This window comes from Streptomyces sp. MI02-7b, assembly GCF_033793585.1.
In the GTDB taxonomy this organism is placed as follows: Bacteria; Actinomycetota; Actinomycetes; order Streptomycetales; family Streptomycetaceae; genus Actinacidiphila.
Window position 1 is genome coordinate 18,423 of the sequence record NZ_JARAWX010000047.1, and the last position, 15,159, is coordinate 33,581.

15 protein-coding genes and 2 pseudogenes are annotated in these 15,159 nt (G+C 69.6%); 10 read left to right on the top strand and 7 right to left on the bottom strand.

The window, feature by feature from the left end; all coding sequences use genetic code 11:
* Window positions 1–607 precede the first annotated feature (607 nt).
* Both PV364_RS39685 and PV364_RS39690 read right to left on the bottom strand, forming a co-directional pair.
* Window positions 608–778, bottom strand: coding sequence for a hypothetical protein (locus PV364_RS39685; protein ID WP_319665810.1), 171 nt, complete (start codon window positions 776–778; stop codon window positions 608–610).
* Between the two features lie 147 nt (window positions 779–925).
* Window positions 926–1,228: pseudogene (locus PV364_RS39690) on the bottom strand (transposase); the annotation flags it as partial.
* Between the two features lie 221 nt (window positions 1,229–1,449).
* Here PV364_RS39690 and PV364_RS39695 point away from each other — a divergent pair.
* Together PV364_RS39695 and PV364_RS39700 are read left to right on the top strand one after the other, a co-directional pair.
* A complete protein-coding gene (locus tag PV364_RS39695; protein ID WP_319665811.1) occupies window positions 1,450–1,680 on the top strand; it encodes a hypothetical protein in 231 nt (76 codons plus the stop codon).
* Between the two features lie 275 nt (window positions 1,681–1,955).
* Window positions 1,956–2,303 carry a hypothetical protein gene (locus PV364_RS39700; protein ID WP_319665812.1) on the top strand — a complete coding sequence of 116 codons (348 nt, stop codon included), beginning with the start codon at window positions 1,956–1,958 and terminating at the stop codon, window positions 2,301–2,303.
* A 418-nt stretch (window positions 2,304–2,721) separates the two neighbouring features.
* Here the strand turns inward: PV364_RS39700 and PV364_RS39705 are convergent, their stop codons facing one another.
* The 3 genes from PV364_RS39705 to PV364_RS39715 form a co-directional block, all read right to left on the bottom strand.
* A complete protein-coding gene (locus PV364_RS39705) occupies window positions 2,722–3,405 on the bottom strand; it encodes a hypothetical protein (RefSeq protein WP_319665813.1) in 684 nt (227 codons plus the stop codon).
* Between the two features lie 161 nt (window positions 3,406–3,566).
* Window positions 3,567–4,079 (bottom strand): hypothetical protein, encoded by a 513-nt coding sequence (locus tag PV364_RS39710; RefSeq protein ID WP_319665814.1) that lies wholly within the window; start codon window positions 4,077–4,079, stop codon window positions 3,567–3,569.
* Between the two features lie 586 nt (window positions 4,080–4,665).
* Window positions 4,666–5,196, bottom strand: a complete 531-nt coding sequence (locus PV364_RS39715) for a hypothetical protein (RefSeq protein WP_319665815.1) — start codon at window positions 5,194–5,196, stop codon at window positions 4,666–4,668.
* A gap of 275 nt (window positions 5,197–5,471) precedes the next feature.
* Here PV364_RS39715 and PV364_RS39720 point away from each other — a divergent pair, with 275 nt between their 5' ends.
* Window positions 5,472–6,038: a Uma2 family endonuclease gene (locus PV364_RS39720; RefSeq protein WP_319665816.1), complete on the top strand. Its 567-nt coding sequence runs from the start codon at window positions 5,472–5,474 to the stop codon at window positions 6,036–6,038.
* A gap of 329 nt (window positions 6,039–6,367) precedes the next feature.
* Here PV364_RS39720 and PV364_RS39725 read toward each other — a convergent pair whose 3' ends face one another.
* Together PV364_RS39725 and PV364_RS39730 are read right to left on the bottom strand one after the other, a co-directional pair.
* Window positions 6,368–6,520 carry a hypothetical protein gene (locus PV364_RS39725; protein WP_319665817.1) on the bottom strand — a complete coding sequence of 51 codons (153 nt, stop codon included), beginning with the start codon at window positions 6,518–6,520 and terminating at the stop codon, window positions 6,368–6,370.
* 205 nt (window positions 6,521–6,725) lie between these two features.
* Window positions 6,726–7,052, bottom strand: coding sequence for a hypothetical protein (locus tag PV364_RS39730; RefSeq protein ID WP_319665818.1), 327 nt, complete (start codon window positions 7,050–7,052; stop codon window positions 6,726–6,728).
* A gap of 473 nt (window positions 7,053–7,525) precedes the next feature.
* Between PV364_RS39730 and PV364_RS39735 the strand changes: the two genes are divergently transcribed.
* From PV364_RS39735 to PV364_RS39765, 7 genes and pseudogenes are all read left to right on the top strand, one after another.
* Window positions 7,526–8,572, top strand: coding sequence for an aldo/keto reductase (locus PV364_RS39735; RefSeq protein WP_319665819.1), 1,047 nt, complete (start codon window positions 7,526–7,528; stop codon window positions 8,570–8,572).
* 68 nt (window positions 8,573–8,640) lie between these two features.
* Entirely contained in the window at window positions 8,641–9,393 is a 753-nt protein-coding gene (locus PV364_RS39740; RefSeq protein WP_319665820.1) for an SDR family NAD(P)-dependent oxidoreductase, read from the top strand.
* Window positions 9,394–9,450: 57 nt separating this feature from the next.
* Window positions 9,451–10,269 (top strand): oxidoreductase, encoded by an 819-nt coding sequence (locus tag PV364_RS39745; RefSeq protein ID WP_319665821.1) that lies wholly within the window; start codon window positions 9,451–9,453, stop codon window positions 10,267–10,269.
* Between the two features lie 87 nt (window positions 10,270–10,356).
* The gene (locus PV364_RS39750; RefSeq protein ID WP_319665822.1) at window positions 10,357–11,037 is read left to right on the top strand and encodes a TetR/AcrR family transcriptional regulator; all 681 of its coding nucleotides are present in this window, start codon (window positions 10,357–10,359) and stop codon (window positions 11,035–11,037) included.
* A 508-nt stretch (window positions 11,038–11,545) separates the two neighbouring features.
* On the top strand, window positions 11,546–13,165 hold the full coding sequence (locus PV364_RS39755) for a tannase/feruloyl esterase family alpha/beta hydrolase (RefSeq protein ID WP_319665823.1): 1,620 nt from the start codon (window positions 11,546–11,548) through the stop codon (window positions 13,163–13,165).
* Window positions 13,166–13,209: 44 nt separating this feature from the next.
* The gene (locus PV364_RS39760) at window positions 13,210–13,800 is read left to right on the top strand and encodes a DUF308 domain-containing protein (protein WP_319665824.1); all 591 of its coding nucleotides are present in this window, start codon (window positions 13,210–13,212) and stop codon (window positions 13,798–13,800) included.
* Window positions 13,801–14,186: 386 nt separating this feature from the next.
* Window positions 14,187–14,722, top strand: a pseudogene (locus PV364_RS39765) (flavoprotein).
* Window positions 14,723–15,159: the final 437 nt, after the last annotated feature.

Below are 15,159 nucleotides of genomic sequence, written 5' to 3' on the forward strand. Positions count from 1 at the left end.
GGCGATCTGCTTGAAACTACTGGTTACCACGTTGGACAAGACCGTTCCTAGCCCCAGGCCAAAAGCTCCGACGGCATAGAGGAGCGACCAAATTCCACTACCGGCCAACGGAACCAGCACGCCGCTCCCCGCTCCGACCAGCAACCCCCAGCGCAGGACCGTTCCATCGCCGAATGCGGAACACAGCCTGGGTGCCACTATGCCACCCACGACTCCAGCAATCCCCGGGACTGCAAGGAACAATCCTGCTTGGTGTCGTCGGGGTGTCCGCCAGCGCGAATGCGGCCTCGATCGCGGCGTGCGCCTGCGCCCCGCGTCCGTGCGTTCCGGGCGGGGCGCGGACGGTGTCCGAGGCAGGGTGTCCGGGGGCGGGTCGAGGCCGTCCGGCACCGTCCCGGACGAGGGGCGTCCGGGCTCCGTCCGGGCCGACGAGGACAGCGACGCCGGACTGTCCGGACGTGTCCGTCCTGGATGTCTGGCCGGATGCGGTGAGGTCGGCTGGTGGCCTCGGGGTGGGCGTCATGACGGGTCCAGGAGACGGCGAGCAGGACGAGGCCGATGGCGGCGAGGACGACGAGGGAGCGCCAGGAGGCGCGCCATGCCGCCCTCACGTGGCCGCTTCGGGGAGTTCGATACGGGTGCCGGGTGGGAATTGGTCAGCGAGGGCACGGAAGCCGGGGCCGCTCACGACGCCTTGGACGCCGACCGCGCCGGGCGGTCCCCAGAACCGGCCGACGTAGAGTTGCTGGCCGTCGACCTCGCGGTGCCGCTCAGCCACCTCCAGAACCGTGTCCTGGGCAGGTCGTCAAAGCCGTGATCGGCCACGGTGTATTCGGTCTCGGTCAGCTGCCCCGCCGCGAGCAGCCAGCTGAGCGGCACCGGTGCGGCGTAGGTCTCGCCGTGCGGGGGGCCTCTATGTCTTTCGTCAAGCGAGTCGTGGGGTGCGGGGTTGGTGGAAGGTGCCGTCGTGGAGCATGGCGAATAGGACGCTGATGCGTTGCCGGGCGAGGCGGAGGAGGGCTTGGGTGTGGGTTTTTCCGCGGGCTCGGCACTGGTCGTAGTAGGTGTGTGATGCGGGGTCGTGGAGGGGCGCGAACGCGGACAGGAACATCGCGCGTTTGAGCTGCCGGTTCCCGCCGCGGGGTGCGTGTTCGCCGCTGATCGAGGTGCCGGACTGTTTGGTGGCCGGTGCAAGGCCGGCGCAGGAGGCCAGGTGGGCGGCGCTCGCGGTACCGGTGTGCCCCCTTCACTGAAGCCGACTGCCGACTGCCGACTGCCGACTGCCGACTGCCGACTGTCGGCTGTGGGGTGGTGCGGCGCGGCGTCGTCTGGTCGGCGGTCACTCCGTTGGCGGGTGGTGTGCCGGGATCGGGTGCCGGTGGTGCGCGTTCATACGCGCTTTTGGGAGGTGGTGCGCAAGCGAATGTGGGGGTGCGGCAGGCTGGGGTGATGGAAGATGCGCGATTCGTGGTGCACGACCTGTCCGGCAGCGGCGGGCGGCTGGTGACGATGCACCGCGAGGGCCGGGTGGAGGACGACTACGTGGGCACGGCGTTCTCCGAGCACGATCTGCTGCTGATCCTGCGATCGTCCGGTCTGATGGACCCGGATCTGGTGGTGGATGATCCGCGCTGGGTGGAGTGGCGGGGGAGCGCTGCGCACCGGTGGGGGAGTGGCTGACCGCGCCCGGATCGGCGCATGGGGCGCTGTCAAGGGCCTTCCATGCAAGATCACTGCGGGGCGGTGAGTTCTGGTGACGCGCGTGCGGACGGGGGCTGTCACCCGGAGGGGGCACGGGGCCGGCTGTCCGCTCGCCTTTGGCGAGAGAGGCGGTCCGCTCCGGGCGTCATTCGCCCTTCGGGCGGGCGACGCTGCGCGCGATGCCGCCGCCTCTCACGGGGCAAGGGATGCCGGTGATGAGGCTCGCGGTGAGGGCGGCGAAATACGATGCTGCCATGTCGCTGCCGGAAGTACGCCTGCCAACGGCCCTCGTCGCGCGATACCGGGCAGTCGATCGCGAGATCATCGGCTCAGCAATCGTGGACACCCCCCGTCACCTGGAAGCGCTGACGGCGGACATCGCAGAGCGCGGTATCCACACACCGCTCCGCCTCGGGTTCAACGAGAAGTTCGCGACGCTGGACGGAAACCACAGAATCGCCGTAGCCATCCGACTCGGCCTGGAATCCGTCCCAGTTACCTTGTTCAGGGAAGCGCTGACGCCACGCCCACGCCACGCGCAGCCCATGCAGCCCAACGACCTGATCGTTCTCCTGGAAGCCGCAGGGCTGCTTGGTGGCTGACCGCCCCGGAGCGGGCATGCTGTCGTCAAGGGCGCCCTTGACGTTCCCGCTGTATAGAGCACGGGAAGGGTGAGGCGGACCTTGCGTCAAGGGGGCTTGACGCCATCGACCTTGCGATGTCAAGGGGTCTTTACGTATCGCGTCAAGGGATCTTTGACGGATGTTGTGAAGGGGCCTTGACGTGGTGGGTGGTGCGCGCGGTGATCTGGACCGCGTGGTGCGACGTGGGAGGAGATCGGGCGGGCGGTGAACGCGACCCGGCAGGCCGCTCACCAGCGCTGGTCCCGTCACCTTCCTCGGGAGGTCGACACGAGCGTGTGACCGGGTGGCTGCTTCTGTACCAGGGCTCTGGAAGGGCTTCCTGTCCTCGCCTGGGGCCGGGACAGGAAGCCACGGTGCGGGTCGATCAGAGGTTCCGCTATTGGTCTTTCTTGCGTAGTTCGTTCTGGCGTCGGTTCATGCGTTGCATGAGCAGCGCGTGGACGGTTTCTCCGAGGCCGAGGTCCTTGATGATGTCGGACCACGCTTGTAGTTCGTGTGCGATTTCGGGCTTGGAGAGCTTGCCGGTGAAGAAGTACTGCATGTCGTGCAGCAGGTTGGTGATGGTGTTCAGTTCGGCGCTGCCGTCCACGGCGACGGCCCGCTGGAATTCCTCACCTTCGATGCCGGCGGTCAGGGCGTGCAGGTACCGGGCCCGGCTGGCTTTGGCGACCGTCAGGGCCTGGGTGCGGGTGAGGGGGAAGCAGGACAGCGCGCGTGCGACGGCGGAGTCGGGGGTGAGGTCCTCGGGCACGTTCTCGAGGTCGTCCTCGATCGCGAGTCGGGCGTAGGCCAGGTATTTACGGGCGAGGAGATGCGGGTGGCGAAGTCTGACTTCCTGGTCGACGAAGTCCAGCAAGTGCGCGATGAACGCGAACCGCAGCTCCTGGGTGATCGACGGATCCCGGTTGACGGGGTAGGAGTCCGTGGCGGCGATATCGGCCAGCGCCAGGGCCCAGTGGGCAGGCGAGGGCAGCTCCGCTGCTTCCTGGCGGATGAGGGCAGGAAGCAGCGGAGCTTGGACCTTCACCAGGCGTTGGTAGAGGGCCATGATGGCGATCATCTGTCACGGCTCCTCTGTTCGATCGCGTCCTGCGGTACTTCAACGCCAATGTTCCGGAACACGCTCACAGCTGGCTCCGCGGCCGCTCTCACGAAATTTGTGCATAACCCGCGTTGGTCTGCCTGGTCGGCGCCGGCCACGCGGGCTGCGTGCTGTGCGTCTCAGTCCGCCTGCGGCAGGCCGACCTCGGTGTCCCACCGGCGGAAAAGGTCCCCGCAGGTGGTGGAGGGCGTCGGCGAGCGCTCGGCGAGGGTGATCAACGCGTAGTGCAGTTCCCTGCTCAGTCGGAAGAGCCGGTGGCTGTACGGTCCGCCCCTGTAGACGTACAGGCGGAAGACACCGACCATCTGTCCGTCACGGGTGCCGTCGGCGAAGGCGGCCGGGACCCCGGCAAGCAGTTCGATGTCGCTCTTGCCGATCGCCGCGTCGGCCACGGCCTTGAGGGGCAAAGAGCCGAATTCGGCAGCGGACAGGGAAGCTTCGGTGGCGGCAGCATGGGCGGCCAGGGCTGCGAAGATCTCGATCAGCTGCTCGCCTTCCGCCGTGCTGATGCCCCACCCCTGCAGGGTCTCGTGGCGGCGAGTCTGGCGCCTTGGCTCCTGGTCCACCAGCGGCAGCAGGACATGGCCCAGGTGAACGCAGCGATGCCACAGCAGGTCGTGGTCAGAGGTCACGGTCGATCCTCTCTACGCCAGTGGAGGGCCTGCCGTTGAGGACCAGCCTCTGCACCGCAGACCCTTCAAATTCCCACGAGACGCAGGCCACGTACAGAAGGGGGCTGTGCGCCGTCCCGTGCCCCACCTGGCCGCTCGCGCTCACGAGGGTTCCCTCGGTAGTTCGGTTAGGGCAGGTGGCGGCGCCGGCTGCATCCCCCGCTTCCCCTCGCCACAATGTGGCGGGTGGCGGGTGGCGGGTGGCGGGTGGCGGGTGGCGAGGGTGCGGGGGTGGTCGGGGCCGAGGACCTGACCACGGGCACTGTCGCGTTCAGCACCGGCGGCGCGGACACCGGCCCCTCCTGACCGCGCCATCCGGCCCCGCGACGACCGACCGGGCCACCCCTGCCCCGGGGGTGTGCCGCGGTCATTGTCCGGGTTCGACCGGCAGTGACCGACCTGGCGGGGCGTCGGCTGCTCCACGTCCGCATCCCCTGCCGCGCCTTGTCCGTGACCTCACACGAAGGTGCCGCATTGAGCGTAGCCCCCAAGAGAAGTCAGACCGCCGTGACGAGGCACTTCCCTTCGCGGTTGTCTGTGGGTCAGCTCAGTCGAGCTCCCCCAGGTAGCTCACAGCTTGACGGAAGTCGTCCCGCGCGGCATCGAACTCGTGTGTGGCGACGTGGAAGGTGGAGCGGTCGATCAGGATCCTTGCGAGTGTTCGCGTCCCGCCTTCAGGGTCGTGCCGTGACAGCTGACGGGCCAGGCCGACTCCGTCGTCGAACAGGGCGCGCACGCGCTCCGCGAACAGATGGGTGCGGTGTTGCCAGTACACGGCGGAGCGGACGGTGAGGACCCGGTGCAGCCGGACCAGTTCGGCCAGATGCCGGTCGGGATGCTCGCCGGCTCGCGGCGCAAGGGCGTCGACCTCCTCACGGAGAGCGTCACGACTCTCGAAGTAGCGCCGCCTGGCATCGGGCGACCATTGGCCGGGCGCCGTCGCCAAGGGGGGATGTGGCTCACCGGACAGCGGCCGATCACTCTCGGCACCGGAGAAGCACAACAGGACCGCCCAAAACGCCGCCTGATAGCCACTCCAGGTCATCCGCTCACCGGTGTCGGCCAGCTTCGTCAGCAACGCGAGGGCCTCCTGACGCACTGCGGCAGACTGATCCACAGGTATGGACAATTACTCCGCTTGCGGGGAGCGCGATCCACGTCGCGACTGGCGATGGCCTGCGGGTCTGCGAGGGCTGTGTCGTTTCCTGGTCCCGTTGCCCCGCTCATGGGGTCCGTGTGTCGGCGTCGGGTTGTGGGAGTGTGGTGTCGGCGCTGACGGACACGGCGTGGCCTGGTCTCATAGACTGAGCGTGCAGGCGTAGGTCCATTGCTGCTGGCAAGGGGAGGTATACCGTGACCGCTGACATGATCGCGCCGGAGTGGATGCACACGCCGATCACGGCGGCGCAGTACGACTCCTGGTCTGCGGAGCAGTGCAGGGGTATCGAGATCGTTGACGGGATGGTCGTGGTGAGTCCGAGCGCGTCCAAGCGTCACAATCGGCTCGCGCGGCTCCTCGCCAATGCGCTGGACGCCGCCGCTTCTGCGGAATGGAACGCGGACACAGACGTCGATGTCCGTCTCCAGGATGTTCCGCTCACGAATCGTCGTCCCGACGTCGTGGTCTACCGGGCGGACACGATCGACATCACGCCCACGAGGCCGGAGCATGTGCTCCTGGTCGTGGAGGTGGTCTCGCCCGGCTCGGAGACCACCGACCGGATCGTGAAGATGGAGCAGTACGCCAAGGCGGGGATCGCCTTCTACTGGCGTGTGGAGCAGACAGCCAACGGGGTTCCTCTGGTGTACACCTATGTGCTCGACCCGGCAGCCGGGGTCTACCGGGACGGGGATGTCTTCACCGACGTCGTGAAAGCCGCGGTGCCGTTCCCCCTTGAGATCAGCCTCAGCTCGATCTGACGCACAGCCACCCCTGCTCGGACCTCTCGCCACCACCTGCGAGGGCGGGGAGGAATGAGACCTGTAGGGGGGTACGGCTGCCGCTGATCGCCGCCCGCGACGGCGTTGCGGCGCCGTGGCGCACGCACCCACGACTGTCCCGCGTTTTCCCAGGTCACAGCATGCTTCCCCGGAGTGTACGGTCCGGACTTCGCCTCACTACGGTGGCCGCGCATGACAGCAGTGACCGCCGACACAGGCCGCCCGAGGCTCCCGGTGCGCAAGACAGCGCACGCCGCCCTCACCCTGGCGGCTGTGAGCAGGGCGGTGTAGCGGCTGCGGGCGACGGCTCAGATGGCCTCGCGGGCGACGGCCAGGGTGCCCTTCCGCGGGCAGTCGCCTGCGCCATCACCTGCGGCATCATCTGCGGCAACGCCTGCGCTGTTACCTGCACCATCACCTGTGGCGGATTTCTCGCGGCCTTCCGCATTCTGGCTGGTCACGCGGCCATTCGGCCCAGCGGCGCACTCTGACATCTGTGTGGTGGGGTGGGCTGGCTGCTGGCGGTGGCTTCCCTGCTCGGGGTGCGTCCGGGTCTTGGGCAGGCGTGGAGCGTGGCCGGCGGGGGCGCTGCGCTGGGCCGGGGTGACGGGGGCGCCGGGTGGGAAGACCCGGCGCGGAACATGCCGGCGGAGCGACGACGCCCCGTCACTTTTGCTTGCGCTCCCTCTCCTTCTGCGCGGCCTGCCGCGCCCGGGCCTCCTGACGGCGCGCCAGATCCCGCTCGACCTGCTCTGCCTTCCGCTTGCGCTCCGCGTCCTGACGCTTCTTCTCCCGCTGCGCCGCCGCCCACCGCTGCGCCTGATCCCGTTCCTCCTTGGCCGCTGCCCGCTCCTTTTGCGGTCGCTCCTGTGCCGCAGCGTGTGCGCGGCGGGCCTCTTCCTGCTGCAGGCGTTTGTGCTCGGCGGCCTTCGCCTTCTTCGCCTCCTGGTAGGCCTGTACCGGCTGAGCGGTCAGGGATTTCTTGCGGGCCACGGCGTCCCCCTCAGATCCGTCGTGTCGCTTGATGTGAAGCCATGCCCGCCCGACAAGACCAACAACCCCTCGCCTGCAGCTGGAGCACTGCGCTCATGGCGACGAGCCAGCCACCACGCTCCGGTGGTCGTTGCGGCGAACGCGTAACCCACCGCCCAGCCCGAAGCTGCCTTTGGCATCAGGACATGGCCAAGACCCGTAACCGCCGCGCATGCGGCCGCGCACACCGCGGCACGCGCGAGGCGATATGCAGGCCGTCGGTGACCAGGCGGCGCCATAGGCCGATGGCTCCGTCGGCGTTCCTTCGCCACGGTCCGTTGGGGTCGAACGACACACCCCGGGTCGGGGTTGCGCACCTCACTCCGGGCCACCAGAACTAGACAAGAGGCCAGTGGACCTTTACTGTGGAGGCGTAAGGTTCCAGTGGCCTCTTAAAGGGCTGCGGGGCAGACTTCACCAGAAGGCGGCAGGGCGTGAACGAAGACACCACAGCAGCAGCGCGTACGCCGCTGGGCAGCTCCGGCATCTCTGTGCGGCCCGTCGGCCTTGGACTCATGGGGATGTCGCAGTTCTACGGAGCGGCGGACCCGGGCGCCTCAGTCGTCACCATCCAGGAAGCGATCGAGCTGGGCGTGGAGCTGTTCGACACCTCGGACTACTACGGGGCGAGCAGTGCCACCCCGGGCCGGCCGGTGCCGGGCTTCGGGCACAACGAGGAACTGCTGGGACGGGCCCTCAAAGGCCGCCGGGACCGGGCGGTCGTGGCGACCAAGTTCTCCGCGCGCCCCACCCCCGAGGGCCGCAGCTTCTTCGACGGCCGCCCCGAGTACGTGAGGGCCGCCTGCGAGGCCAGCCTGAAACGGCTCGGAACGGACCGGCTCGACCTGTACTACTACCACCGGCTGGACCCGGCCGTGCCCGTCGAGGACACCGTGGGCGCCATGGCCGACCTTGTCGTCGAGGGCAAGGTCCGGGGAATCGGTCTGAGCGAGGTGAGCACGGAGATCCTGCGGCGGGCCCACGTCGTCCACCCCGTCTCCGCTCTGCAGAGCGAGTACTCGCTCTGGGAACGCGGCGTCGAGGCCGAGGTGCTGCCGGAGTGCCGCCGTCTGGGCATCACCCTGGTGCCCTACAGCCCGCTGGGCCGCGGCATGCTCACCGGAGCCTTCCGCCGGGGGGTCGAGTTCGGCCGCGACGACTTCCGCTCGACGCTGCCCAAGTTCCAGGGCGAGAACTTCGAGAGCAACCTGCGGCTGGTCCGTGAGCTGGAGCGGTTCGCCGTAGGTGCCGGCGCCACCCCCGGCCAAATCGCCCTCGCCTGGCTGCTGGCCCAGCACCACGACATCGTCGCGATCCCCGGCTCCAAGCGTCCGGACAACGTCCGGGCGAACCTCGCGGCCACCTCGGTCCGGCTCAGCGCCGACGACGTGGCCGGCCTCGGCGCCGTGTTCGACCCCGTACGGGTCAAGGGCGCCCGCTACGGAGCCCTCAACACCCTCCAGGACGACACCGGAAGCTGACGTCCCCACCGGACACCGCACACAGGGCCCGGCCGCGACCGGCCGCCCCTGGGCAAGGAGCACACATCATGAACTTCGACGACCAATTCGCCGGCCGGACCGCCTTCGTGACGGGCGCCGGCAGCGGCATCGGATCCGACATCGCCCGGCTGCTCACGGCCCGCGGGGCCGCCGTCGCCCTGGTGAGCCGTCAGGAGGAACCCCTGAAGGAGCTCGCCGGCCGGATCGCCGCAGCGGGCGGCAGGGCCCTCGTCCTGCCGGCCGACGTCAGCGACCCGCTTGCCGTGAAGCACGCTGTCGCCGAGACCGTCGGCCACTTCGGCGCCCTGCACCTGGCCGTGAACAACGCGGGCACCTCCGGCGCCCTCCACGAGGTCCCCGACCTCCCCGAGGAGGAATGGAACAGGACCGTGGGAATCAACCTCTCCGGCGTCTTCTACGGGATGAAGTACCAGATCCCGGCGATCCGGGAGGCCGGTGGCGGCGCCATCGTCAACATCTCCAGCGTCTTCGCCGACCGCGGCCTGTCCGCCCGCTCCGCCTACAGCGCGAGCAAGCACGGCATGCGCGGACTGACCCGCACGGCGGCCTTCGAGTGGGCACGGCACGGTGTCCGCATCAACGAGCTCCAGCCCGGCGTCGTTCCAGTGCCTCGCCAGCAGGGCAACCCCGACGAGGTCGCGAAGATCGCCGAGGGCATCCCGGCCGGCCGGCTCGGCACCGGGGTGGAAGTGGCCAAGGCCGTCGCCTTCCTGCTCTCCGACGAGGCCTCCTACGTCACCGGCGCCCACCTCGCGGTCGACGGCGGGTTCCTGATCTGAACCACGAAGATTCCCGCCCCCCTTTCCCCATCGAGCAACAGAGACAGAGGTACCACCATGAGCAAGACCTGGCTGATCACCGGAAGCTCCCGCGGCCTGGGCCGCGCAATCGCCGAGGCGGTCCTGGCGGCGGGCCACAATCTGGTCGCGACCGCCCGGCGCGTCGAGTCCCTGAACGACCTCGTCGACACCTACGGCGACAAGGTCCGCCTGGTCACCCTCGACGTGACCGACGCCGCCGCCGCACGGCGGGCCGTGCAGACGGCCGTGGCGGCCTTCGGGCGCTTGGACGTCGTCGTGAACAACGCCGGCTACGCCGACATGGCTGCCGTCGAGGACATGTCCGAGCAGGCCTTCCGCGACCAGATCGACGCGAACCTCCACGGCGTCGTCAACGTCACCCGGGCCGCCCTGCCCGTCATGCGCGAGCAGGGCTCGGGGCACATCGTCCAGATCTCCTCCGTCGGCGGCCGCGTGGGCGGCCCTGGCCTGGGCGCCTACCAGGCGGCCAAGTGGGCGGTCGGCGGCTTCTCCGAGGTCCTGGCCAAGGAGGTGGCCCACCTCGGCATCAAGGTCACCGTCGCCGAGCCGGGCGCCATGCGCACCGACTGGGCAGGCTCCTCGATGGCCACCCCGCCGGTCAGCGAGCCCTACAAGCCGGTTGTCGAACCCGCGATCGCCCGCCAGCGGGCGTCGGACGGCAACCAGACCGGCGACCCCGCACGCGTCGCACACATCCTGCTGGACATCACGGAGTCCGAGGAGCCGCCGCTGCGTCTGCTGCTCGGCAAGGACGCGGTCCGGGTCGGCCGGGCCGTGGCCGAGACCCTCGCCGCCTCCGACGCCAAGTGGCGTGAGGTGAGCGAGTCCGTATGACCCGCGGCATCGGACCTGCCTGCCCGGTCGGGGCTTAGGCTTGCGGCAGGCGGCGCCGAGTGCGGGCCGCGAAGGTTTCCCGGGGAAGTGACAGTGGCAGACGACCGGTCGACGCAATTCCAGCGGGCGCGAAGCGCCGAGCAGCGCGAGATCCGCAAGCAGGCCATCATCGACGCCGCGACACAGCTCCTGGCGGAGATGCCGGTCGGCGAGATCAGCCTGCGCGAGCTGAGCCGTCGGGTCGGGCTTTCGAAGACCAATGTCGTGCGGTACTTCGAGACCAGGGAAGCGGTCTTCTTCGAACTGCTCAACCGGTCCCTCGCGCAGTGGATCGAGGAGCTGCCCGCCGAACTCCCGTCCGCGGGGGCTCACGCTGACGCCTCACCGGAGGCCGTGACGGACGCCCTGGCCCGGTCCCTGGCCCGCCGGTCCCTGCTGTGCGACCTGCTGAGCGCGCTGGGGTCCGAACTGGAGCGGAACCTCTCCACCGAGTCGGCGCGCGAGTTCAAGCTGGCCCACGGCAGATTGCTGGGCACACTGGCGGATCTGGTGCAGCGCAACATCACCGCACTGACGCCGGCGGCCGCCCGGGAGCTGGTCTCCCTGACCGTCGTGTGCACGGCCGGACTCTGGCCGTTCACCCACCCCTCGGAGGCGGTCGCCGAGGCCCAGCGGGACCCCGAACTCGCCGACACGCGGGTCGACTTCGCCGAGCGGCTCGGTCGTACCCTGCACGTCGCCGTCACCGGTCTGCTGGCCCTGGGCTGACGCCCGCGGCCGGTCCGCGCGGATCGGCCGGCAAGCCGGGTCAACGGCGCCGGCAGCTCCGTCTCGACGTGCGCCGAACCGTCGGGCGGGCGTGTCCGGGGCACGGGATGCGCCTCGACCGCGACTTGCCCGGGCCGGGCCGCAGCGGCGACCGCACCAGCGTCCGCGAGGCCCACCCGCCGGTCGTGCCCGGCGAGTTGACCTGCTACTTCCCGGCGGGTCCACCCCCTGACCCGGTCTCGGATGTGCGGCGCGCCGCCGGACGGATCGCATCGAGGCCGTGGGTCACACCTTTGGCACCCCACCCACTTTCGTCACCCACTTTCGTCACCACCTCAACCGGTGATACGTTCGGATCGGTCTCGACGCCCCGAGCCGTCTCGGGGCGCCTGCCGAGGTCACGGGGCAGCCCGCCCGTGGACCCGCCCTCGCCCTTCCCGTCGTGTGATGCGCACATGTGTCGCCGCGTCGGGCGCCCACCTACTCAGCGGATGTGAAAGCAATGAAGATGAAGAAGAAACTTCTGACCGCGATCGCGGCCGGAGTGCCGCTGGTCGCGGCGGTGTACCTGCCGACCGCTTCGGCACAGACCCCGACTCCCGCTTCGGCCAAGCCGTTCGACTGCGCCTCCATGCCGGTGCGGGCCCCTGCGGGGACCGAGGTGGAGGCCGTGGCGGCGGTCCGCGACGTGGGCGGCACCATCAAGGGGACCGGCGTCCTGCGAGGCGAGGTCACCGGCGTCCCGGCCTTCTGCAAGGTGACCGTCACTCTCACCCACCCGGGCGAGGGCGACCACGCCACGGTGACCACCTGGCTGCCCGAGAAGGGCTGGAACGGCCGCTTCCAGGCGCTCGGCGGCAGCGCCTACCTCGCCGGGGACAACGGTGTCGGCATGGGCACCGCCGTCAAGAACGGCTACGCGGCGACCACCACGGACGCCGGCGTCGGTGACGCCCTCGACGTCAGCTGGGCGCTGAACAGCGACGGCGAGGTCAGCACCACCCCGCTGAAGAACTTCGCCTCCCGTTCCCAGCACGAGGCGGCGCTCGTCGGCAAGGAGGTCGTCGGCGCGGTCTACGGCAGGCACGCCGCCTACTCCTACTTCACCGGTTGCTCCACCGGCGGACGCCAGGGCTACATGGAGGCCCAGCGGCACCCCGACGACTACGACGGCATCCTCGCCGACGCGCCCGCCGTCAACTGGGACGAGTTCGAGGTCGCCACCCTGTGGCCGCAGGTCGTCATGAGCAATGAGAAGACCTTCCCGTCCGGCTGCGAGCTGGACGCGTTCACCGATGCCGCCGTCAAGGCGTGCGACTCGCTCGACGGCGCCAGGGACGGCCTGGTCAACGACCCGGAGCGGTGCGACTTCGACCCTCGCGGGCTGATCGGCACCAAGGTGGCTTGCGACGGCGTGGAGTTGACCGTCACGGCGGCCGACGCGGCCGTGGTGCGGAAGATTTGGGACGGCCCGCGCACCGCTTCCGGCAAGAAGCTGTGGTACGGCGTCCCCATCGGGGCCGACCTCAAGGGCCTCGCGGCCGTCACGACCGGCCCCGACGGCACCGTCGAGGGCAGCCCCTTCCCGGTGCCCGCCGCGTGGGTCCGGCTCTGGCTGAAGAAGGATCCCTCCTTCGACCTCTCGCAGATCACCTACCGTCAGTTCACCCAGTTGTTCGAGCAGTCCCAGGCCGAGTACGACGAGGTGATCGGCACGGACGACCCCGACCTGTCCGGCTTCCGCGCGTCCGGCGGCAAACTGCTGACCTGGCACGGTCAGGCGGACCAGTTCATCCCCACCCAGGGCACCGTCGCGTACCGCAAGCAGGTCGAGCGGAAGATGGGCGGCTCCGAGCGGGTCGACGACTTCTACCGCCTCTTCCTCGCCCCGGGCACCAACCACTGCGGCCTGAACGGCACCGACGGGTCGGCCGACGGCCTTGCCGCGCTGACCGCCTGGGTCGAGCACAGCAAGGCCCCCAAGACCCTGCCCGCCACCCTGGTCGACGCCTCCGGCCAGAGCGTCACCCGTGACCTGTGCAGCTACCCCGAGGTGTCCCGCTACAAGGGGCACGGAGACCCGAACGTCGCCTCCAGCTTCCGGTGCCTCCTCCCGCCCCGGCACTGACCTCGCCGCTACCGATCCGACCCATCCGAGAAAGGCCGAACCCCATGAGTACGCAGACGGCGACCGCCCCGACCCGGGGAGCGACGGGAGAACGTTCCTCTCTGCTGAGGCTGTACCTGGGCCGCGGCGTACTGGCTGTGGTGTGGGCCCTGGTGTTCGCCGGTGCCCATGACCCCGTCGACGCCCCGGCGATCACACTGCTGGTCGTCTACCCGCTGATCGACGCCGTGTCCTCGCTGATCGACCACCGCGCCACCCCCGACGGCTCCGAGCGCCGAGTCACAGCGTTCAACGGCGTGTTGAGCACGTTCGCCGCCCTCGCCGTCGGCATCGCCGGAGCGGGCGGCGTGGAGCCGGTGCTCCACGTGTTCGGCGCCTGGGCGGTCGTCTCCGGAGCAGCCCAAATGGTCGTCGGCCTGCGGCGGCGCGGCCCCGAGCTGGGCAACCAGTGGCCGACCCTGATCTCGGGCGGACTGTCCTTCCTGGTCGGCGTCTTCTACAACATCCAGGCCGTGGGCGACAGCCCCTCGCTCGACGTGCTGTCGACGTACGCCACGGGCGGCGGGGTGTGGTTCATACTCCAGGCACTGCTGCTGGGCTGGAAGAGCCGCCAACTGCGCACCCCAACCGCCTGACGGTCCCACCGCATCCGTCCCCGGCTCGCGCCTCACGGCGCGGTCCGGCGACGAGTCTGCGGTGGTGACGCCGGTGAATCCCACTTGCCCAGGATATGCAGCACCGCCTGCGGGCTTGTGACCGGATTCGACCTGATGAACGAGACTGTAGGAGTAACCGATGCTCTGGGCGAGACCTCGCTGGGTCAGGCCGGCGAGCTTTCGTGCGGCGGCAATGCGTGTACCGGAGTGCTCGTGATCACCTCTGGGCATCTTTGCCCTCTGTACCCGGCAGCCATCTGGAACAGTCCCCGCCGCGTCCGCCGTGGCACCGGCGATCGCCCCGACAACCGCTTCGGGCAGAGTCGGTTGCGCGTCATGGATCACGGGGGGTTGGGGTGGGGGGTATGACGCGCACCATGTACCTGTTCGCCAGCGCCGCGCCGCCCGTTTTCGACATCGCTGGGGTGATCGACGATGCTCAGCGGCGTGGCTGGGACGTGTGTCTGGGGCTCACGCCGACTGCGGCGGACTGGCTGGACGGCAGCCTGGAAGGGCTGGCGGCGTTGACCGGGCGGCGTGGCCAGTCCGAGGGCGGCCCGGTGAGCCGGGTGTCTGGCCGCCGGCCGAGGTCATTGTCTTTGTGCCGGCGACGTTCAACTCGGTTTACTCCTGGGCGTTGGGGCTCACGCGCCACTTTGTGGTGGGGGTGGCTGCCGAAGGCATCGGCAGGGGTATCCCGATGGTGGCGGTGCCTTGTGTGAATGCCGCCTGTGCGCGGCATCTTCAGTTCGGTGAGAGCGTTGCGAGGTTGCGGGCGATGGGTGTGAGTGTGTTGTACGGCGACGGCGGCTTCGCCCCGAACCGGCCCGGGACCGGAAAGCCCGCCGACTATCCCTGGGACCGGGCGCTGGATACCGCGGAGGCTTTGGTCGGGGGATGACCGTTCCCATCGGGTGTGGCACTGCTGGTCCCGGCCACGTTCGCGGTCGCCGGGCCGGCTGACTGGGCGGCCCGTAACGACGGGGTCTGCGCATTCCGGTGTAGGGGCGGGTCCTGCGATGCGCAATGGGCGGGCGGCCGGGGGCTGTCGGGGTTGCGCACGGTGAACGAGGTCCCGCTGCGTTGCGCACGGTGATGCTCCTTCGGTGGTGCTGCACACAGGGGTTGGGCGTGTCTTTTTGCGCATGGGCGGGTCTGCCGGCGGTGCAGCAGGTCCTACTCGTTCGCGGGGAGTGCCGGGTGTGGGTGTGTGGGTGTGGGTGGTTCATGGGGAGTGCGGGGTGCGGCAGGGGCATTTGCGGGCGCGGCCGTCGGGGTCGGTGGTCCAGCCGTGGTCGCATTCTGTGCAGTGGGTGGGTTGTGGGGGGTGTGTGGTGG

Coding starts and splice junctions, on each gene's coding strand:
- PV364_RS39695 (WP_319665811.1), top strand. CDS start 1,450: ATGGAAGATGCGCGATTCGTGGTGCACGACCTGTCCGGCAGCGGCGGG.
- PV364_RS39745 (WP_319665821.1), top strand. CDS start 9,451: ATGAGCAAGACCTGGCTGATCACCGGAAGCTCCCGCGGCCTGGGCCGC.
- PV364_RS39700 (WP_319665812.1), top strand. CDS start 1,956: ATGTCGCTGCCGGAAGTACGCCTGCCAACGGCCCTCGTCGCGCGATAC.
- PV364_RS39740 (WP_319665820.1), top strand. CDS start 8,641: ATGAACTTCGACGACCAATTCGCCGGCCGGACCGCCTTCGTGACGGGC.
- PV364_RS39760 (WP_319665824.1), top strand. CDS start 13,210: ATGAGTACGCAGACGGCGACCGCCCCGACCCGGGGAGCGACGGGAGAA.
- PV364_RS39705 (WP_319665813.1), bottom strand. CDS start 3,405: ATGATCGCCATCATGGCCCTCTACCAACGCCTGGTGAAGGTCCAAGCT.
- PV364_RS39755 (WP_319665823.1), top strand. CDS start 11,546: ATGAAGAAGAAACTTCTGACCGCGATCGCGGCCGGAGTGCCGCTGGTC.